General features: G+C 47.6%; 18 protein-coding genes, 1 tRNA gene and 1 pseudogene. 13 read left to right on the plus strand and 7 right to left on the minus strand.

The genetic code is table 11. From position 1 onward, the window contains the following. Positions 1-45: 45 nt before the first annotated feature. The gene (phoE, locus tag NAZ64_RS07270) at positions 46-1,098 is read right to left on the minus strand and encodes a phosphoporin PhoE (RefSeq protein WP_080220827.1); all 1,053 of its coding nucleotides are present in this window, start codon (positions 1,096-1,098) and stop codon (positions 46-48) included. Positions 1,099-1,380: 282 nt separating this feature from the next. Here phoE and proB point away from each other — a divergent pair, with 282 nt between their 5' ends. From proB to NAZ64_RS07290, 4 genes are all read left to right on the plus strand, one after another. After that, positions 1,381-2,484: a glutamate 5-kinase gene (gene proB, locus NAZ64_RS07275; RefSeq protein ID WP_001285275.1), complete on the plus strand. Its 1,104-nt coding sequence runs from the start codon at positions 1,381-1,383 to the stop codon at positions 2,482-2,484. 11 nt (positions 2,485-2,495) lie between these two features. Then, on the plus strand, positions 2,496-3,746 hold the full coding sequence (gene proA / locus NAZ64_RS07280) for a glutamate-5-semialdehyde dehydrogenase (protein ID WP_023202202.1): 1,251 nt from the start codon (positions 2,496-2,498) through the stop codon (positions 3,744-3,746). A 115-nt stretch (positions 3,747-3,861) separates the two neighbouring features. After that, positions 3,862-3,937: transfer RNA gene (locus NAZ64_RS07285), tRNA-Thr, on the plus strand. 190 nt (positions 3,938-4,127) lie between these two features. Next, positions 4,128-4,526 (plus strand): hypothetical protein, encoded by a 399-nt coding sequence (locus NAZ64_RS07290; RefSeq protein ID WP_342688894.1) that lies wholly within the window; start codon positions 4,128-4,130, stop codon positions 4,524-4,526. A 47-nt stretch (positions 4,527-4,573) separates the two neighbouring features. Here the strand turns inward: NAZ64_RS07290 and stbE are convergent, their stop codons facing one another. From stbE to NAZ64_RS07315, 5 genes are all read right to left on the minus strand, one after another. Next, entirely contained in the window at positions 4,574-5,332 is a 759-nt protein-coding gene (stbE, locus tag NAZ64_RS07295; protein ID WP_115286298.1) for a fimbrial biogenesis chaperone StbE, read from the minus strand. After that, the gene (gene stbD / locus NAZ64_RS07300) at positions 5,298-6,623 is read right to left on the minus strand and encodes a fimbrial usher protein StbD (protein ID WP_076934824.1); all 1,326 of its coding nucleotides are present in this window, start codon (positions 6,621-6,623) and stop codon (positions 5,298-5,300) included. The genes stbE and stbD overlap by 35 nt, the downstream gene beginning before the upstream one ends. 4 nt (positions 6,624-6,627) lie before the next feature. Next, positions 6,628-9,189: a fimbrial outer membrane usher protein gene (locus NAZ64_RS07305; protein ID WP_115286297.1), complete on the minus strand. Its 2,562-nt coding sequence runs from the start codon at positions 9,187-9,189 to the stop codon at positions 6,628-6,630. Next, complete coding sequence (gene stbB / locus NAZ64_RS07310) at positions 9,173-9,934, minus strand: fimbrial biogenesis chaperone StbB (RefSeq protein WP_000781492.1); 762 nt, start codon at positions 9,932-9,934, stop codon at positions 9,173-9,175. The genes NAZ64_RS07305 and stbB overlap by 17 nt, the downstream gene beginning before the upstream one ends. Positions 9,935-9,995: 61 nt before the next feature. Continuing rightward, on the minus strand, positions 9,996-10,532 hold the full coding sequence (locus NAZ64_RS07315) for a fimbrial protein (RefSeq protein WP_000062035.1): 537 nt from the start codon (positions 10,530-10,532) through the stop codon (positions 9,996-9,998). A 663-nt stretch (positions 10,533-11,195) separates the two neighbouring features. On the opposite strand from NAZ64_RS07315, the gene NAZ64_RS07320 reads away from it, so the two are divergent. The 9 genes and pseudogenes from NAZ64_RS07320 to NAZ64_RS07360 all read left to right on the plus strand — a co-directional run bounded on the left by NAZ64_RS07320 (position 11,196) and on the right by NAZ64_RS07360 (position 17,946). Then, positions 11,196-11,930, plus strand: a complete 735-nt coding sequence (locus tag NAZ64_RS07320) for a winged helix-turn-helix domain-containing protein (protein ID WP_139775868.1) — start codon at positions 11,196-11,198, stop codon at positions 11,928-11,930. Beyond that, positions 11,903-12,203, plus strand: a pseudogene (locus tag NAZ64_RS07325) (hypothetical protein). Before NAZ64_RS07320 ends, NAZ64_RS07325 begins: the two are co-directional and overlap by 28 nt. A 501-nt stretch (positions 12,204-12,704) precedes the next feature. After that, positions 12,705-14,279 carry an EAL domain-containing protein gene (locus NAZ64_RS07330; protein WP_371065027.1) on the plus strand — a complete coding sequence of 525 codons (1,575 nt, stop codon included), beginning with the start codon at positions 12,705-12,707 and terminating at the stop codon, positions 14,277-14,279. Positions 14,280-14,378: 99 nt separating this feature from the next. Continuing rightward, positions 14,379-15,122, plus strand: a complete 744-nt coding sequence (locus NAZ64_RS07335; protein WP_000081365.1) for a transcriptional regulator — start codon at positions 14,379-14,381, stop codon at positions 15,120-15,122. Continuing rightward, complete coding sequence (locus NAZ64_RS07340) at positions 15,095-15,583, plus strand: hypothetical protein (RefSeq protein WP_000545418.1); 489 nt, start codon at positions 15,095-15,097, stop codon at positions 15,581-15,583. The genes NAZ64_RS07335 and NAZ64_RS07340 overlap by 28 nt, the downstream gene beginning before the upstream one ends. A 401-nt stretch (positions 15,584-15,984) precedes the next feature. After that, the gene (locus NAZ64_RS07345; protein ID WP_000830237.1) at positions 15,985-16,509 is read left to right on the plus strand and encodes an Ail/Lom family outer membrane beta-barrel protein; all 525 of its coding nucleotides are present in this window, start codon (positions 15,985-15,987) and stop codon (positions 16,507-16,509) included. Between the two features lie 143 nt (positions 16,510-16,652). Next, positions 16,653-17,294: a helix-turn-helix transcriptional regulator gene (locus NAZ64_RS07350; protein WP_000610824.1), complete on the plus strand. Its 642-nt coding sequence runs from the start codon at positions 16,653-16,655 to the stop codon at positions 17,292-17,294. A gap of 10 nt (positions 17,295-17,304) precedes the next feature. Beyond that, positions 17,305-17,529 (plus strand): membrane protein, encoded by a 225-nt coding sequence (locus tag NAZ64_RS07355; protein ID WP_000737124.1) that lies wholly within the window; start codon positions 17,305-17,307, stop codon positions 17,527-17,529. A 57-nt stretch (positions 17,530-17,586) separates the two neighbouring features. Beyond that, positions 17,587-17,946, plus strand: a complete 360-nt coding sequence (locus NAZ64_RS07360; RefSeq protein ID WP_000722978.1) for a DUF4156 domain-containing protein — start codon at positions 17,587-17,589, stop codon at positions 17,944-17,946. A 69-nt stretch (positions 17,947-18,015) separates the two neighbouring features. Here NAZ64_RS07360 and mdsC read toward each other — a convergent pair whose 3' ends face one another. After that, positions 18,016-19,473 (minus strand): multidrug efflux transporter outer membrane subunit MdsC, encoded by a 1,458-nt coding sequence (gene mdsC / locus NAZ64_RS07365; RefSeq protein WP_371065028.1) that lies wholly within the window; start codon positions 19,471-19,473, stop codon positions 18,016-18,018. Positions 19,474-19,482 lie beyond the last annotated feature (9 nt).

Raw genomic sequence — 19,482 nt, forward strand, 5'->3', positions numbered from 1 at the left:
CTGCCATGCCTGATGGCGTTGCGCCATCAGGCACAATGCGACTTATCAGAACTGGTAGGTCAACCCTATTGCCACAATATCATCGTCATTAATGCCTAACGTGTTATCGCTATTAAGCTGATTGATTTTGTAATCTACAAACGCGGACATATTTTTGTTGAAGTAATAGGTTGCGCCAACGTCAATGTAATTCACCAAATCCTCACTGCCGACGCCCTCAATATCTTTGCCTTTTGACAGCACATAGCCTAATGACGGACGCAGACCAAAATCAAACTGATACTGGATAACCGCTTCGAAGTTTTGGGTTTTATTGGCAAATCCGCCGGAAACTGGCGTCATGTTGCGGGTTTCTGAATAGAAGGTCGCAATATAAATATCATTCGCGTCATACTTTACACCCGTAGCCCAGGCTTCGGCTTTATCGCCCGTACCGCGGCGCTGCAGATTTTGCTCCCTGGTGCGATCGGAGAGAGTATAAGCGCCGCTGACGGCAAAATCGCTGCCGCCGAAATCATAGCTTACTGAGGTCCCGAAGCCGTCGCCGTTTTGCTTTTTCACATCGCGATCTTCATTTTTCCCCTGATACTGTAAGGTAAGATCCAGTCCATCAACGATGCCGAAGAAATCGGTATTGCGGTAAGTCGCCAGCCCGCTGGCGCGTTTAGTCATAAAATTATCGGTCTGGGCGGAAGAGTCGCCGCCGAATTCGGGAAACATATCCGTCCAGGCCTCAACATCGTACAGCGCGCCCAGGTTACGTCCATAGTCAAAAGAACCGATATCTTTTAATTTCAGGCCAGCAAAGGCCAGGCGGGTTTTTTGCTGGGACGAATCACTTTCGGCTTTATTAGCGGCAAACTCAGCTTCCCAGCGCCCGTAGCCGGTCAATTGATCGTTAATTTGCGTTTCGCCTTTAAAACCAAAACGAACGTAGCTTTGATCGCCATCTTTGCTGTCATAATCGCTCATATAGTGCATGGCTTTAACTTTTCCATACACATCAAGCTTATTACCGTTTTTATTGTAAACCTCGGCGGCGTGAACAGATGCTGATGCGATGATACTCACCACTATTGCCAGAGTGCTCTTATTCATTTCCATTCCTGTTTTAATTACGCGCTATGATTTGTCGGGAAACCCGGTAAAAAACAGGAAGGTTTTTAACGTTCGGTAATGAAAGATTTATGACAAAGTGAGAATTTTTTTAAAAAAATATGTTTAATTGTTGCGGTAATAAAATGGTCAAATTCTGCCGCTACGCTTGCTGATCCTACGCAACAAAATTTCACGCTACGCGTACAGGTTGTTGGCAACCGGAGCCAGTCCTGCTAAAACGTTCATTTGGTCTTTATTTCTTATTTTGAACGGCAGAGAATCATGAGTGACAGCCAGACGCTGGTCGTAAAACTCGGCACCAGCGTGCTAACAGGCGGATCGCGCCGCCTGAACCGTGCCCATATCGTAGAACTTGTCCGCCAGTGCGCGCAGCTACACGCCGCGGGACATCGTATTGTTATTGTTACCTCTGGCGCGATTGCCGCCGGACGTGAACATCTCGGCTACCCGGAACTGCCGGCAACGATCGCCTCTAAACAGCTTCTGGCGGCGGTAGGGCAAAGCCGCCTGATTCAACTGTGGGAGCAGTTGTTTTCAATTTACGGTATCCATATCGGGCAGATGCTGTTGACGCGTGCGGATATGGAAGACAGAGAGCGCTTTCTGAACGCCCGCGATACGCTACGTGCATTACTGGATAACCATATTGTGCCGGTTATCAATGAAAATGATGCCGTTGCGACAGCGGAAATTAAAGTGGGCGATAACGATAACCTCTCCGCGCTGGCGGCGATCCTGGCAGGCGCGGATAAACTGCTGCTGCTGACCGATCAGCAAGGATTATTCACCGCCGATCCGCGTAGCAATCCGCAGGCGGAGCTTATCAAAGATGTATATGGCGTTGACGATGCGCTGCGCTCTATCGCGGGAGACAGCGTTTCCGGACTGGGGACCGGTGGTATGAGCACTAAGCTTCAGGCGGCAGACGTGGCCTGTCGCGCGGGTATTGATACGATTATTGCCTCAGGCAGTAAACCGGGCGTGATCGGCGATGTGATGGAGGGGATTTCCGTCGGCACCCGTTTTCATGCGCAAGCCTCGCCGCTGGAGAACCGCAAACGTTGGATCTTCGGCGCGCCGCCGGCAGGCGAAATTACGGTTGATGAAGGCGCAACCGCGGCAATGCTGGAACGTGGCAGTTCACTTCTGCCAAAAGGCATCAAAAGCGTGACGGGCAATTTCTCGCGGGGGGAGGTCATCAGAATTTGTAACCTGCAAGGGCGTGATATCGCTCATGGCGTCAGCCGTTATAACAGTGATGCTCTGCGGCGTATAGCCGGTCACCACTCTCAACAAATCGATGCGATTCTGGGCTATGAATATGGCCCGGTCGCTGTTCATCGTGATGACATGATTACTCGATAAGGAACAGGCATATGCTGGAACAAATGGGCATTGCTGCTAAAGCGGCGTCGTATAAGCTGGCGCTGCTCTCCAGCGGCGAAAAAAATCGCGTGCTGGAAAAAATAGCCGATGAACTGGAAGCGCAAATGGAAAGTATCCTCAGCGCGAACGTACAAGATGTTGAGCAGGCGCGAGCCAACGGCCTGAGCGAAGCGATGCTGGACCGCCTGGCGCTGACCCCTGCGCGTCTGAAAGCGATTGCTGACGATGTGCGCCAGGTCTGTAATCTCGCCGACCCGGTCGGGCAGGTGATCGACGGCGGTCTGCTGGACAGCGGGCTACGTCTGGAGCGCCGCCGCGTGCCGTTGGGCGTGGTTGGCGTTATCTATGAGGCGCGTCCGAACGTTACCGTTGATGTGGCTTCTTTGTGCCTGAAAACCGGTAATGCGGTGATTCTACGCGGTGGGAAAGAGACGCATCGCACGAATGCCGCAACCGTTCGTGTCATTCAGAAGGCGCTGAAAGCTTGCGGTTTACCGGAGGCAGCGGTTCAGGCGATTGATAATCCGGATCGTTCGCTGGTCAATGAAATGCTGCGTATGGATAAGTACATCGATATGCTGATCCCGCGCGGTGGCGCAGGCTTGCATAAACTGTGTCGTGAGCAATCCACCATTCCGGTGATTACCGGCGGGATTGGCGTGTGCCATATTTTTGTCGATAGCAGCGCAGACATCGCCCCGGCGCTGAAGATTATCGTCAACGCCAAAACCCAGCGCCCGAGCACCTGTAACACGGTGGAAACCTTGCTGGTGCATCAGGACATCGCAGAACGCTTTTTGCCTGCGCTGAGCAAGCAGATGGCGGAGAGCGGCGTAACGTTGCATGGGGATGAAACCGTCATGCAGGCACTGCATGGCCCTGCCAAACTGGTGCCGCTGAAACCGGAAGAGCTGGATAACGAGTTTCTGTCTCTGGATCTGAACGTTGTGGTGGTCGAAAATATGGATGGCGCTATCGGCCACATTCGCGAACATGGCACTCAGCACTCCGATGCGATTTTGACGTGTGATATGCATAATGCTGCGCGTTTTGTGAACGAAGTGGATTCCGCTGCGGTTTATGTCAACGCCTCTACCCGTTTTACCGACGGCGGGCAGTTTGGGCTTGGCGCAGAAGTGGCGGTCAGCACGCAGAAATTACATGCCCGCGGTCCGATGGGGCTTGAAGCGCTTACCACCTATAAGTGGATCGGCTTTGGCGATGGTACGATTCGTGCGTAATTAATGTCGAGCGGTGCAAAAATAGCCGGTTGAGTAGCAAGGCTATTGACGCACCGCCCGGTTAGTTTTAACCTTCTACCCCGTGATTCACCCGCGTGAACACACCCTTCTCAGGGCCGATATAGCTCAGTTGGTAGAGCAGCGCATTCGTAATGCGAAGGTCGTAGGTTCGACTCCTATTATCGGCACCATCTCAATCAAGTAGTTACAAACTTTTCTTTCATAACAATCTTCTCATTTTCTTTCTCGCGTACTTGTTTTGCATGGTATAGATGTCTATGAGGACGTCAGTCCGGAAAGCATTCGTTCTGCATGGTATGCCTTTCGCTATTCTCAGGGGCGTGAAATGAAAGTTTTCTTTGATGGAGTCTATATAAGTATATGAAATTGATAATAATTCTTCTTCTCGCGCTATTCCCGTTATGTTCATCTGCCAGCAATCATTATGCCCTTGTTTTTGAAAATAACACGATACTACTTGTTTTAAATCTTAAATGTTCTCCCTGTGATTTAAACTGCGCAAATATTCAATATCAGCTTTTCAATAAAGAGACGGAGTCTGTTATTTCAGGGGCTGCTAAGCCTGTGACAACGGGCATCGAAAATAATTTTCGTGGTTATATGATGCGTAATAATAATACGTTCTACACATTAATTGAATCAGATAATGAAAACGTATGGGATATGTCTGTTGAGGAGAGGGGAGCTCAACAGAACAAAGATGCTGTGCAAAAAGTAAAATATCAGCTTAATGCTATTTTTGACAATGGTACATGCTGAATTCTGGCTTGTCTCAGGGATACGATCGTATCCCTGAATATTTCCCATCAAAACTCAGAAATAAAATCACTCTCACTAATATATTTTTCCAGTATGGCGGTATATTGTCGCCAGTTCCCGGAGTCATTGATTACTGCATAATTTATCGATGCTCCTGGCGTTGGCGAGCGTGTTAGCGGCACATCAAGTGCTGTTTTCGGCGCAACCATGATATCGCCGATACTTTTCTTGTTATCCATCGTTAACGTTAAACTCATATACCACGAGGTGGGGTTAACTATCCGTATAGTATTTTCTTTAGCAATAAAGCGTAATTTTTTCTCCTCCGCTTCCGTTGGCGCTTTTAATCCGGTCGGGCGAATTAAAATTTTTAGCCGCAAACGAAGCGGTAACACCAGTTTTCGCGGGTGGTTTTTAATGTCCTGGGTGACTGGCGGTATCTGATAAATGTTTAGCCAGAAGAGACTCTCCCGGTCCGTTGCCAGCTGCTGGCGGGAACTCAGGAGCAGGCGAAGCGTTCTCAGTTCTCCTGGCTGCATTTTAAATACCGGCGGCAGCGCCACCAGCGGCGTTTTGCTGTTATCCGGAGAGGCGTCAATGTTTCCGGCGTCGGTCCATACCTGTAACAGCATCGGCGTTGTATTATCGTTGGATAATGTCAACGATTGAGCGACCTCATCTGAAGCAAAAATAATTCGGGTTCTGTCAATATTAACGGCAGCTTGTGCCGGGCTATACCATCCCGTCAACCCAAGTAGCGTTAATATGACTTTACTGAAAACTAACCACTGCCTGTAATTGCGCATTCACGCTTCCTGCCGTTACTGTTTGTCCGCCGATCGCCTCAAGCGAGGCAGTAAAATCACCGCTGTAGGTTTCTACTGAACCGGATGATACCCGTGTGGTTAAATCTTTATAGCCATACCAGCCTCGGGCGTTGCCAGTGCCTGTCTTGATCCGATCGGGTAACAGGTTAATCGGCGTACCGGCATCGTTATAGATGCGGATACCCACTCCGGAAGCTACGCCAGGTTCGCCATAATGGGTGTCCAGTAGCCACGACAGACCGCCTGCGGATGTGGTTAGCCCCAGGCGACGCGCCGCCGCCACGGCGGTGGGTTGATTAACGACAAACCCCATTGCGACATTAGCGGCGCTGGTGGACGGGAGGGCACTGGACACGGCGCCGGACTCACATTCTAGGCTGACATGGAAAGGTGCCTGGCTATTGCCTCCGGCGGCTAATATGCCGACGGCGACAGGGGGAATTTTGACGATCGCAGGATAATCTGTGATTTTACATAACGCGCCGCGAACATAGGTGACGCTATTATATGTACTCCATGCCCCGGGCCAATAGCCGGGCCAGCCATAATAATCGCTGGCATGATCCAGTCCCGCTTGGATCCGCTCGGTAATCAAGCCTGGGCCTTTAAACGCGATATAACCCCGAGGCTGCGTCCAGGTATCTCGGTCCATTGGATTCTGGTAGGCAAAATATTTTCTTGAGTCAATTTTAAACATCTCATATAACACGTTGCTAAACGCGCTGGCAGGAATATAAATATATTTGTCATCCTGAAACCAACTATCTGCGGTAAGTTGGCGTTCTTTCCAGAAACGGCTGTAATATTCGCCGGTACTGAGGTTTGTCATACGGACAGCAACATTACGCTCCACATCATAATAGGCGCCTTCTACTTCGGGAGTAAAAAATGCCCCTGCAAAAGCGCTATCGCCATTTGTCGAATACATCTCATAGAGCTTCCCGGCATCGGCGGTATCGCAGCGGTAAAGTACCTGTTTACTGGAATAGGGCGTTCCGGTGGCGGCCGTCAGGAAGTTACCGATCCCACTGGCCAATAGTGTGCCGGAGGGTTGAAATGTTTCACTATTACTGATGCTAATCACCGTTGGCAAACCGATATTACCGGTATTCGTATCAGTTGCGCCGATCCAGTTTTGCGCCGTGTAGCCCGCTTTTATCGCCGCGTCAGAGAGCGCGCTCTTATCGGTGACTTTGATACATGACGACCATGTTCCGGCGCTGACGAACAGGCTGGTGATAAACAAGAGCGTTCGGAAATTAAAAAGCATTGTGCTATTCCTTCTCGCAGATTTTGTTCAGATAGAGAAACGGTTCTTTGGTGTGAAGATCGAGTTGGTAGGCAACCCGGCAACGCTGGTTTGCCCCTGTTCCCCAGCGCACCAGTAGAGAACCCGACGGATGGGCGATACGGGCATAAATCTGCCCACTCTGGCCGACCATGCCGATGTTTGTGCCTTCACCGTTGAAAACATCAGCGCCCATTGGCGGTATGCCGCCATCCGGCATCTTCACGGAGATCAGCACCGCTTTGCCGCTGATAGTGGCGAAATTGACACGCGCGATGGCGCCGGCATAGGGCACAATCTGCTGACTTCCTCCCGTCAGTTCGGCATCGCTGCGCATCTTACGGGTATCGAGCGTAACGTTATTGACGCGGTAAGGAGATAACGAAGGCAGAATGGCGTAACCAAAGTGATCAACCACAGCGCCCTGGCCATTTTGTACGATCGCGCCCTGCGCGCCATCGGCATGAATAAGCGCAAAGGTATCGCTGGTATAGGGTCCAGCCGTCAGACCGCCAGGGTGGAGTACCAGGGTGCCGGACGCGCCCAGTCCTTCCTGACGATAGTTATCACCCTGGTCATAGTTGGCGCGAAGTGCGCCAAACCGGGTGTTTTGTTGTAGATTACCGCCAAACGTCGTTGGCGCGCTGCTATCGCTATTACTATTGCGATAACGCTCGTAGCCGCCATAAACCGACCATGACAGGTCGCTGTTTTCACCGCTACTGCCGGTCATGGATACGGTTGAGGAACGGCTTTGACTGGACTGGTTATAATTCATGGCGACAGACGTTCTGTTTTCGCCCCAATCCAGCGGTATAGAGACATTAAACGACATTGTGGTTTCGGTATATTTTTGTCGGCTACTCACGTCCAGTGGTTCGTTAACGCCGTGATAAAAGCGATCGTAATCCCAGGTGGTGCGCTGTCGTGCGATATTCACCCCGTAGCTTATATTCCGCCACTGGTTGCTATACCCCATTTGTAGCTGTGTTATACGCGATTGGTTATTGTAGTAGTCTGCGGTGCTGGCGCTGAGGTTAAGCGTGCCAAGCCGTCCTAACGGCTGGCTTACCGTCGCGGACAGGCGATTGCGCTGATGCAGCGTGTCGGAGTAGTAATCAATCCCCGTTTTTGCTTCCCGGCGTACGCCGAGCACGTCCTGAAGATCGCGAAAGCCGTTGGTTGAATAACGATAAGCCGCCAGCACCAGGTTAGTGCCGGTGGTAAACGTTTTGCTGTAACTGAGTTCCGCGCGCCAGCCTTGCTGGCGATCGTTATGCTCTGCGCGCGCATTCGACCAGGTGGCGTTAAGGCCGAACGCGCCCATACCGGTGGCCCAGACGCCGCCCGCCAGCCATGCCTGGTAACGCTGCGCAATTCGTGAACCGAGGTTGAGGGTAATGGTGTTATTAACGCCGTGCTGGAACGTTCCCTCAAAGAAACGATTTTCAATATCGTAGTACTGACGGACCCTGCCGAAGGCCAGCGAATAGTGCCAGTTACCGGGACGTACCGAATCCGGCACGGAAGAATAAGGCACGGTGAAACGTGAGGTTTTACCGCTGGCCTCGATAACCTCTACCTCCAGATCGCCTTGATAACGGGTGTTGTACAGATCGTCAATATAAAATGGGCCCGGCGGAACGTTGGTTTCATAAATCACTTTCCCCAGTTGTTTTACTACCACGTGCGCGCTACTGGCCGCTACGCCCCGAACTTCCGGCGCATAACCGCGTTTGCCCTGCGGGCGCATCCGCTCGTCGGTGACAAGCTTAGCCCCGTTAAAAGACAGACTGCCGAATAAGCTGGAGTCCGTATAGCTATCGCCCAGCGACAGGATACTGTTAATAGACGAGACAGGTCTTTGCACCCAGGTTCGAACGCTATTATAGCGCCAGGCGCTTCCGCTCTGGTTGCTATTGGCATAGCGCAGATTACTTTGATGACGGACCTGCCAAAGTCCGAGGTTAACGCCCATGTTTAAACCGCTCCATAAGTATTGGTAGCGATAATGGCTGTCGGTATTTTCGGTGTGGGTCCAGTTTGTGTTATGGCGTAAAAACAGCGCCAGCGCGCCGCTATCCCACTCTGAAGGGGAGATATAACCGCGCGGTTTGTGCGTAAGTTCGGTCATTGGAATCGTCAGCAACAGGCGAAGCGTGGCGCTATCAAATTGCCAGCCGGCATGAGGTACCCACTCCCTGAGCGGGCGACACTCGGTCGCAGCGTCGGTCGCGGGGAGTGATTTTATCTGTGCTGCTTTCATCACCGATAAGGGCAGGCAGGGTTCAGCCTGTTGACCCTCTTTTACAGCATTAAATCGAATATTAGTGCTCGAGGCTACCAGCGTGCCATTAACGTAAACGTCGGCAAGATAGTCTCCGGAAGGCGTTTGCCGTTCATTAAAACGGGCAATATTTTGTCCGTAAGTGGCCCCCTGAAGTAGCGCAGGATCAAAATAATACTCTTCTCCTTGCGCGGAGCCTGAGCAAACTATGGCGATCAATAGCGCAAGGCTTTTGCGGTTCAAATTAATGGTGGGGGACATCGTAGCTCTCGCTTATCCTTGCGCCTAGGTCGTTAACCAAAGTAACGGTGACTGTACCGGAGAAGGATTTGAGTGACCGTTTGCCCGGCAGCCACCAGGTTTGACTGGAGAAAGGGGCAATCATGTCAGCATCCAGGTTATACGAAGCGCCGTTCACTTTTACATTCAGGTTACTTAAAGAGGCAAACCAGGGCTGCGGATTAACAATAACAATACCGCTTTTTCCGGAACCCTTATTTACCGTTTTAATCTGTAGTTTTTTCGCCAGATTATCAGGTTTACCTAGCCCGTCAGGACGATAGAAAAGTTTTATTCTTGAGCGCAGCATCACCAACATTTTATTTTGCCCACTGTCGCTGCCAATATTCGTTGGTGGTACCTGTAATACGTTAAACCAGAATACTGACTCACGATCCTGCGGCAATTTTTTCGTGTTGTTATAAATTACGCGTACAACCTGGCCTGCTTTGGGTTGAATACGAAATACCGGCGGCGTGGCAATGAACGGCATCGCGCTGCTATTTTCCGGGCTGGTATTCATATCGCCATCGTCAAACCAGGTTTGTACGATATAAGGTATTGCATCATTATTTTTTAACTGCACATCTACGGAGGAGGCTGTTGATGGGTAAATTATTCGGCTACCCAAAATAGTAACGCTCGCCCACGATGCTGTGGCGGGTAGGGCCAGCAATAGAAAAACTATTAAGTAATATAATGCGGAATGTCGGGTATCCATTTTCATCTCAACAACTCCCTGGCAATTGAAAATGGTCTGGCGTTTCAACGCCAGACCGTAGCGACAATTATTTATACGAAACGGCGTATTGTAGGGTGGCAGCGACTGTCCCAGCCTCTGCTTTCCCGGTAGAGTAATACCGCGCGGTATAAGTCGCGCTCGCTTCAGAAGCATTTGGTTCCAGCTGTAGGTCGCCGTCGCCAGTAAAGCCGCCGGTCAGATTGATTGGCTCCCCTGAAGTGTCGAGTAATTGGACTTCAACATTTTTCGCGCTGCCAGTATTACCCAGGTTACCGTTACTGGTGACCTGATTACCGACAAAGACAGTGGAAATTTTTGTTGTTTTGTCCTGAGAGCCGGTACACCCGGACAGTCCAATATCAAACGTTATTGGCCCCGCGGTTTTCCCTTGTTCTGATAAATCTTTAGTACTTACTGTTGGTAATAACACGACGGGTTTAGCCTGATTACCATTAATCACGACAGAGCATGTTTCATCAGAGACTTCCCCTTGAAAGGTGATGGTGTTATCAGAAACAGCCATCGCACTGCTGGAGACAAGAAGTGAGCCTGTGATCATTGCTAAATATTTTTTCATAGACATATGATAATGTTCCTGTATTAATCTTTACTTTTTCAGGACGAGTGCAATTCGCCCGAATGTTTCGTGCTTATGGAGGAGTGGTAAAAATAACGATCATTAACTCTATTTTTGGATGTGAGCTATACCCTCCTGACTATTGATAATGCGATATAAAACAAACAGACTTATTTCTCTTATCATGAAATAGAGCGATAAGCGCTTTCGCCCATACATCTCATTAGTACAACTGATAGTGTTATCATTTGATTGAGTGTAATCCGATAACAATTCTCTCCGCGTCTGAATAGATAGACTATGTTGCAATACAAACCTGCTCATTTTTGCTATGTAAAATCCGCATCAGTTAAACCTCCCGATGGATAATACGATGGTGAGATTAAGGTAAATTTTCTGAAATGTGCTTCTGAAACAGTATAATTAGTCTTACTTTTTTCTTACTTTTGGCCTTTCAGAAGTTTCCTGAGTTTGCGTTAAGGTAAAGAAAAGTGTTCAGATTTACCTATAACTGTTTGATTTGTAATGTGCAGGTAATACTTGTGTCAATTATTGTTTACTATAAGTGAGACTTATAAGTTAAACTCAGGTTAATTAGGGGGCTGAATTCTTTTTTGAGCATGATAATATGTCGTCTGAATGATGGATGCAGTTACCTTTAGGATTGTCATGAATGAAAGCATATTTTTACTTGATAAGCGTGTTGTATTTGATAGTACGAAGATGACCTTATCGCATGGTAATGAGATAATCAGAATATCAGAAGCTGAGACCCATCTGCTTCTTGCTTTTTGGCATGGTCTTTACAAAAAAGAAGATATTATTCATTTTGTTTGGGAAAATCGTGGAGGCTGCGTCTCAGAATCAAGTTACTATAAACTCATTAATCAAATGAGAAATGATTTTAGTAGCATCGGTCTACAGTCATCTGACATCGTAACTCGTCCTCGGGTGGGGGTGTCGCTGTCTGTTGCCATTGAACCTATAAAAAAAATCACCTCCCTAAAGGTGAGTGATGAAAACGTTAAAGGCACCCCGACTCGGGAGAACATATTTTACAAAATTAAACGTCACAGCGTATTTGTGGTATTAACAGGAGCCATTCTTCTGGCATTGTTCTATGGTGTATTTACTATATATAAAGCGCCTGTTCGTAACAGCCCTGATAGTTTTTTTACATATCTTGGTGAATATAACGATTATGCAATCTATAAAACAAAAGAGGATAAGGTCACATTAAGTGAAGTAGTTTTTGCTTTTAACTCTCTGAAAATTAAAATTTACCGGCAAAATGGACGCCATCTTTATTATATCAGGGAGCCTAATATGAATATTTTTCTGCAATGCTTAAATCCTGTTGAAATGGCGGTGCCAAAATGTATTACAGTAAAAGAACGTTACTGATTATATTTGTAATATTTATCGTCATTGCCGCAATCGGATCGATAATAGCGCTTGAGTGGGTAAATCGTGACTCTTATAGAACCAATAATCTTATATGCACGACAAAATCAGAAGCGTATATTGAACCACGAAAATTGTACATGGATGGTGGGATTGTGCTGGATCTTAAATCCGGCAGGATTACCCTACACTACGATGTTACTACCGATACGAAAGAGAAACGGCTTTTTTTTCGTGATATCTGCATCAGCAAACTGCGCAGAACGGGTATGAAAACATTTACTTTTAAAGTCAATTCAGTTAAGACTTTTGAGTCTGATACTGCTGGCGATTTGTTTTCCTGGTTGAGACTGTTACAGCCTGGTACGATTAATGAGTTAAAGATGGTCAAAATTGGGAAAAATACCTACATGTTTTCGCTTAATCGACATTTGTATAATGTGTGTACCACCAGTAGTAACGTTGAGTTGTAGCTAATAATCCCTGTATTGATGGGAATTCGTTGCGTGATGGTTATGCCTCATCAGGCAGCGAACCTGGTATCAGGCTAACATATTGAATTTAGATATCTGCTATCGCTTATTTTAACGATAGTATCCTGCACTTGTTGGGTATTGATATTTTCTTGTCTATTTTCGGCACAGGGAGTGCCATCTTGCTATCATTAAGAACGTATAACCTATCTCTCAATATTGCTTTTCTATATTAATGTTACTTTAGTTATCCTATAAAAGCGTACAGTGGCAAAAGGAAGGCCGGTAAGAGGGCAATGATTTGAAAGTAAGAAAGCTATTTCTGATGTTGTTTATTGCCGTTCCACTGATCGTAATGATATTGGTGGGGTTACTCGCGGGTATCTTCCAGCTAAAACGAGATATCGCCGTCAGCGCCAATACGCTGCTGCGGTTTAGCGCGGATATATCAGCCGCCTCCTGGCAAGTCGCCGGAAAAGCCGCCAGACTGGCTGAGAGTTCCTGTACTGATACGCTGAAAGAACTGTCCAGAACGCGGGCCTTCACTCCTTATGTCCGTGACATTGGGTTTCTGGAAAATGGTGATATCACTTGCTCCTTTGTCACAGGAACCGAACGCTATCATTTTTCCCGGCTGGCAGGGCTTTCTTTACCTGCTTCTTATCCGGAACGGTGGTTGCGATCTATCGGTAGTATGGCCGAAGGACCCGATCGCCTTGTTGTGGTTTATGTGAAAAAAGTAGCAGCGAATAAAGCGGCTTTCGTCATTGTGGATTCGCAGTATGTCCAGGAGCTCATGGAGATATTGGCTGCAGAGAGAGCATCAGCCTTTAGCCTGACATTCGGCGCAGGGGAGGCGATTACCAGCGCTGCGACGTTGCGCGGTAAGGCGTTTTTAACGCAGCGGTTCACCTCAACCGATCACACTATCCAGCTGATGGTGCGAACCCCTTTCTCAACGTTATCGGCATACTGGTTACAAAACCTTTTTATTTTTATTCCGCTGTCATTGTGTCTTTCTGTAGGGATGATGTTGTTTTACAGGCGCTGGTATTTAAAACGTTTATCTCTGGCCCGGGAGATTGCCAGGGGGATAACGCACAATGAGTTTACGGTACATTATCAACCTGTTTTTAACGTTAAACACGGTAGTTGCGGCGGCGTGGAGGCGCTAATGCGTTGGCCGCAACCGGATGGCCGTTTTATAACCCCGGATATTTTTATTACCGCCGCAGAAAATGAAGGCATGATTATTCCACTCTCTCGTCATCTGTTCGAACTGATTGCTCATGACGTGATAAACTGGACTGTACCGGATGATTTCTATATCAGCGTAAATATATCGCCTGCGCATCTTATGGATGACGGTTTTATACAAGATATAGAGGCGCTCAGGACTCGTTTGGGAACGATAACGCTTATGTTGGAGCTCACCGAACGTAGCCTGATTGTAGAACCTTCACAGGTCGCAGAAAAACTTTCAACGCTCCGTGAAAAAAGCGTGTTAATAGCGATTGATGATTTTGGGACCGGCTATTGCTCACTCTCCTATCTCCAGCAATTACCTGTAGACTCTCTTAAAATAGACAGAACGTTTATCGATACCATTGATACCAGCAGCAATGATGTTCCTGTCCTGGATACTATCATCACGCTGAGTCAGCGACTGGGGCTTAATGTGGTTGCCGAAGGGGTCAGTACCCAGCACCAATTGCGTTATATCTTAAGCCACGGGGTAGGATTCGTTCAGGGATTTCTTTATGCCAGGCCGATGGAGGCTAATGACTTTATGAGCTGGCTTGGCAAGTCAGCCCAGAGGCAAAATGGTCTGCTCAAGGGGGAAAACGAATCTGCGAGTGGCCTGGTGGCTGAATAATACAGGAGCTCGCTACGGAAAAAAATTCAATAGCGCGATATATCCTGGTAATATGTTTATGCCGTGAAGAAACGTGATAGCACTGGGGCGGATATTTTTATGAGTCAGAACAATTATCTGATTGACAAAAGAGTTATTCTTGATTGTGAACGAATGACGCTTTCCTGCGCCGGAGAGTCGATAACGATATCTGAATCGGAACGCAGTTTGCTTATCGCTTTTCATGAAGGCCTTTTTAAAAAAGATGATTTAATTAACTATGTCTGGGGGCGCAAAGGTGTCGTGGTCTCTGATGCCAGTTATTACAAACTGATTAACCAGCTACGAGGATCATTTGATAAAATTGGTCTTAAGGGGGCGTCTGTTGTGACTCGTCCTCGCGTGGGTGTTTTACTCTCAGTTTCCATTGAACCGTTGAGTGATGAGGCGCAAAATACGCCGTTGCCTGCTGTTGCTGAAACAGAATTATCGACGGTTGAAGTGCGGCGCGATGACACTATTATTCCCCCAATACCGGGCGCTGTGAATAAAAAAGATTGGCTCTACTTTTGCCTGGCCGCGCTTCTGATGTTTTTTATGATGTATAAAGTTAAGGGTGAAAATATTGATTACTTTACCCTCCAGGGTTCGTATGATGGATACACTTTTTATAGTGTCGGGCATGATAAAACCCATCTGACGGATATCGTTGAAGCGTACTCTGAGATGAGTAATGAAATACATAAACAAAACGGAAAAATCATTTATTACATTCGCGTTCCTAATACAAATATTTTTGTCCAGTGTCTTAACCAACTTGATATAGCGGAGCCGAAATGCATTTCCATAAAAGAACGTTATTAAGCGTGGCGACACTTGGTATGTTGGCTGTTTCAGTCGTACTGATGGTAGTTTGGGTACGAAACAGTAACCATAGTTCTATTAATACTAATGAATTTTTATGTACGACAAGAACGGTAACGACGATACAGCCTAAAGATATCCATGCCGATGGCAGTCTTGTTCTTGATTTTAAGATGAAGAGAATTACGCTTCAATATGAAATAAAAACAAAAGATAACGGTGTAAAAATATTATACCGGGACGTGTATATGAAAAATTTACATCGAACAGCGCCTGGTGTTTATACGTTCGAAGTATCCCAGGTAAAAGTCTTTGCCACGGATACGGCTGGCGATCTGTTATCACATTTACGGGTTTTGCATCCGGAAGCGGCTAATGAGATTCGAATATCTAAAGTGGGTGAGAAAACCTTTTTCTATTCTCTTAATCGGCAGCTTTATAACGTTTGTACCGCGCAGTAGATCTGAATGTTGTCTGAATGTGTCAGAAAGCGAGTTGCGAAACTGCCCTCCGTAAGGGTAAAGGTTAACTCAATAATCAATTAAAATACATTCAAAACAATGAGTTATGAGTTTTTTACTCGTCAGGGAGGTAACTGATACTCGCTGATAACCTCTCGCAGTCCGCCTGATGGATGCGATGCCAGGATCGGGTCTGAAGCAACTATGAATCCGCTATTAATAAAAAAGTAAGAACTCTGTAAGACTGATTTCATATCCATTATCGAATATATCAGGTTATATTACCTCCGCAGTTGGCATGACTGGTAATAAGCGCATTAGGTGCTCTTAATCTAAATGCTATTTGTGTGCCATAAGTTCCGGTACCGCCTTAATTATATATCAAAAATGGAGTGGTTTTAATGAAAAGACGGTCTTCGTTCCTTGTTTTTTTAGGTTTATTATTAGCGTCACCTTTAGCTTTGGCTAACGATCAGCACACCGTATCGTTTGGTTATGCACAAACTCATCTCAGTTCATTGAAAAATAGCGATAGCAAAGATCTGCGAGGCTTTAATTTTAAATATCGTTACGAGTTCAATGAGACCTGGGGGATGTTAGGCTCATTCACCGCGACGCGCAATGAAATGGAGAACTACACCTGGAAAGAGGGGAAATTGCATAAAAATGGTTCCGATTCTGTAGACTATGGTTCTTTGATGTTTGGACCAACATATCGTTTTAATGACTATGTGAGCCTGTACGGCAATGCGGGTATAGCGACGATGAAATTTAATAAACACTCAAAAGAAGACTCCTTTGCCTACGGCGCTGGCGTAATATTTAATCCAGTTAAGAGTATATCTATCGATGCATCATGGGAAGCCAGTCGTTTCTTCGCTGTGGATACCAATACATTTGGTGTCAGCGTAGGTTATCGCTTCTGATATTAAAAGTATAAGCGTTACGTTTATGGCAAGGAATTAAAAATAATATGGCGCTGCTACAGAATAGGGATGGTTATGAGCGCTCAGGTAATCTTAAGAGGAAGATAAAACACTCACCGTAGCGTTATTCTATTGATGAAATTATGATAAATTCACTATCGGAACAACTTCCGTTAAAAACGATAGGTATAGTTTTAACGGATGATTATTATACTTATTTAGGCATCGCTTCACTCTTTGAGGATGGGAAGTGCTTTATGTTCCCACTCAATGGAGAATATAATTCGTGTCAGATATCAGCTAGCGAAGATATCATAATTATTATTGATGGACGAGTTTTGATTCAGGGGGTCTGGAAAGGTTTTAAGGCGCTCATGCAGCATTATCCACATGCTCGTCGAATCTGGCTCACGCGCAGAGATATTGGAAAACTTTATCCACATGGCTGCGATAGAGATCCTGATATCGATCCCGATTTGGCAAAGCCTGTTTTTATTGAGCATTTCATTAAATACGCTTGTGCAAACGATGTAGCGGTCGGTGAACTTGCGCCGTTGACAAAAAAGGAGGAGGAGTTGTTATGGCACTTTTTATATAAAAAGTCGATGAGTCAGATCGCCAGTAGCTATGGCATGAGTCGTAAGACTTTGTACATTCATAGATTGCGTATCTGTCGTAAATATGGCTTCAAACGCTTTTTCCATTTGCTATTTATTTACCAAAGAAGTCGCCATATCTTCGCATCTAAAATTTGCCGTGTAGACAAAAACGCCGATCAGGCTTGAAGCAAACAAGATGAAAAAGTTAACGATGAGAGAGTGTGAAAGCATCAATCCTACTTTGCTGCTTGCCATTAAGATACTTATCTCGGCGCTTGACGAAAAAACAAAAATAAGGCTCAGAGAGCATATTGAAAAAACTGAACAAGAAATAGCCTCAAGCATACATGATAGCATCATGACAGAGACTTTTCTTCAGCAAATGAAAGACATTCGTTACATCTTAAATATAGTTCCTTGACGGCGTTCAGAAGCAAGAACGCGTTATTATTTAATGATTAATAGACCAGGTATTAGTATGAAAAAGATCTTAGTATGTTTCGTCGGCTTGGCTTTAACCGCATGTAGTGCTAATTCGTTGAATTATGGCGCTGAACAGGTACGGGTGATGACCAGCGAGCCAGGTAAGGAATGCAGTTACTTAGGGGATATCACGGGCAGCCAGGGGAATTTCTTTACCGGTGGCTGGACTTCCAACAGTAACCTGGAAACGGGTGCCCGTAACGATCTGAAAAACAAAGCTTATAAAATGGGCGGAAATACGGTAGTCCTGTTAACCCAGCGTGCAGGCCAGACAGGAAGTTCATGGCACGGTTCGGGCTCAAGCAAACAAACCAATGTCACGTTAAGCGGGAACGTTTATCGTTGCCCTCGTTAACCTTATTTTGCAGGCAATATATGCCTGTTTAGCGCGCGCGCCGCACTGGCGACGCGGGCGCTATTTGGGCTAACCTTGCTTTTTCTCGCTGTATTCCCGCCAACCGCCGCCTAATGCTTTATACAGATTAATGATATTCAGCTGTTGCATGAGCCGTGTGCGTACCAGGCGCTGCTGCGCGCCATAAAGCATACGATGGGTATCAAGCAGCGTAAGGTAGTCATCGATGCCTTCCTGAAAACGGAGTCCGGCCAGCTCATAGGCGATTTGACTGGCTTCAACCGCGCGTTGTTCTGATTGCACCTGGTCATTCAGCGTACGCTGTCCCGCCAGACCATCCGCCACGTCGCGAAAGGCTTGCTGAATAACGTTTTCATACCTGGCGATTTCAATCTGTTTTTGGACATGCGCCCTGTCCAGGTCAGCGCGTAATGCGCCGCCGTGAAAGAGAGGCAAGGTGATTTGCGGTAGAAAACGCCAGCTTCCCGATCCCGGTTCAAAGAGCCCGCTAAGAGACGCGCTGGCCGTTCCCGCCGTGCCTGTCAGGCTGATTGTCGGGAAGAAGGCGGCGCGCGCTGCGCCTATCCGGGCGTTTGCGCCGCGCAGCCTGTACTCGGCGGCGCGAATATCCGGGCGGCGTACCAGCAGATCTGACGGTAATCCGCCTGGCAGAGTGGTCGGGATCGCGCCTTCCGTAAGCGTGACCGCCTCGTTTAGTCGACGCGACAGTTCAGGCGTGAGCGGCTGGCCCAACAGCAATTCCAGCGCGTTACGATCCCGCGCCAACTGTCGCGTATACGCCGCGCGATTGATTTCGGCAGAACGCAGCGCGATCTCCGCCATACGCAGATCGAGCTGTGTGGCGTTGCCTGTCCGGGCAAGCTGGGTTGTCAATGTGTATGAACTTTTTTGTGCGGCCAGCGTATTTTCGGTTAAGCGCAGCAGCTCCCGGTCAGCCCGTAGCGTCAGCCAGGCGCTGGCGACTTCGGAAACCAGGCTCATTCGCGCCGCAATGTACGTCTCATCAAGCGCCATATAGGCGGCTAATGCCTGGTCGCTAAGGCTTCGCACTCGCCCCCAGAGATCCAGTTCCCAGGCCGTCGTCGCCCCAGCCGCCTCGTAGCGTCGGTTAATCTCAGGCTCGTCCGTGACGCTGAGATCGGCGGGAGTGCGACCGGCGTCCATGGCGGTGGCGATGCCGAGCGTCGGCAGCATCTCCGCGCGCTGAATGCGGTATAACGCCCGGGCGGCTTCAACATTGAGCCCTGCCTTGCGTAAATCCCGATTATTGCGTAACGCGATCGCGATCAGTTCCTGTAGAAGCGGATCGTGGAAGAAATCACGCCAGCCAATGTCAGCGGCATCCGGCGTGCCAGAAACGGTTGACGTTGCGTAGGGATAGACCATCGCAGTCGGCGATGCGGGGCGTTCGTGTTTCGGCGCCATCGTACAGCCAGCAAGCGTGGTGACGAAAGCAAGCGTCGCCAGCGTGGCGGTCTGCCGATAGCCTGTAAAAGTGATCTTCATTATGCCATT

The sequence above is a fragment of the Salmonella sp. A1325 genome (assembly GCF_056991255.1).

Bases quoted from the DNA above. Each gene is read 5' to 3' on its own strand.
- phoE (WP_080220827.1), bottom strand. From the start codon at position 1,098: ATGAATAAGAGCACTCTGGCAATAGTGGTGAGTATCATCGCATCAGCA.
- proB (WP_001285275.1), top strand. From the start codon at position 1,381: ATGAGTGACAGCCAGACGCTGGTCGTAAAACTCGGCACCAGCGTGCTA.
- proA (WP_023202202.1), top strand. From the start codon at position 2,496: ATGCTGGAACAAATGGGCATTGCTGCTAAAGCGGCGTCGTATAAGCTG.
- NAZ64_RS07290 (WP_342688894.1), top strand. From the start codon at position 4,128: ATGAAATTGATAATAATTCTTCTTCTCGCGCTATTCCCGTTATGTTCA.
- stbE (WP_115286298.1), bottom strand. From the start codon at position 5,332: ATGCGCAATTACAGGCAGTGGTTAGTTTTCAGTAAAGTCATATTAACG.
- stbD (WP_076934824.1), bottom strand. From the start codon at position 6,623: ATGCTTTTTAATTTCCGAACGCTCTTGTTTATCACCAGCCTGTTCGTC.
- NAZ64_RS07305 (WP_115286297.1), bottom strand. From the start codon at position 9,189: ATGTCCCCCACCATTAATTTGAACCGCAAAAGCCTTGCGCTATTGATC.
- stbB (WP_000781492.1), bottom strand. From the start codon at position 9,934: ATGAAAATGGATACCCGACATTCCGCATTATATTACTTAATAGTTTTT.
- NAZ64_RS07315 (WP_000062035.1), bottom strand. From the start codon at position 10,532: ATGTCTATGAAAAAATATTTAGCAATGATCACAGGCTCACTTCTTGTC.
- NAZ64_RS07320 (WP_139775868.1), top strand. From the start codon at position 11,196: ATGAATGAAAGCATATTTTTACTTGATAAGCGTGTTGTATTTGATAGT.
- NAZ64_RS07335 (WP_000081365.1), top strand. From the start codon at position 14,379: ATGAGTCAGAACAATTATCTGATTGACAAAAGAGTTATTCTTGATTGT.
- NAZ64_RS07340 (WP_000545418.1), top strand. From the start codon at position 15,095: ATGCATTTCCATAAAAGAACGTTATTAAGCGTGGCGACACTTGGTATG.
- NAZ64_RS07345 (WP_000830237.1), top strand. From the start codon at position 15,985: ATGAAAAGACGGTCTTCGTTCCTTGTTTTTTTAGGTTTATTATTAGCG.
- NAZ64_RS07350 (WP_000610824.1), top strand. From the start codon at position 16,653: ATGATAAATTCACTATCGGAACAACTTCCGTTAAAAACGATAGGTATA.
- NAZ64_RS07355 (WP_000737124.1), top strand. From the start codon at position 17,305: ATGAAAAAGTTAACGATGAGAGAGTGTGAAAGCATCAATCCTACTTTG.
- NAZ64_RS07360 (WP_000722978.1), top strand. From the start codon at position 17,587: ATGAAAAAGATCTTAGTATGTTTCGTCGGCTTGGCTTTAACCGCATGT.
- mdsC (WP_371065028.1), bottom strand. From the start codon at position 19,473: ATGAAGATCACTTTTACAGGCTATCGGCAGACCGCCACGCTGGCGACG.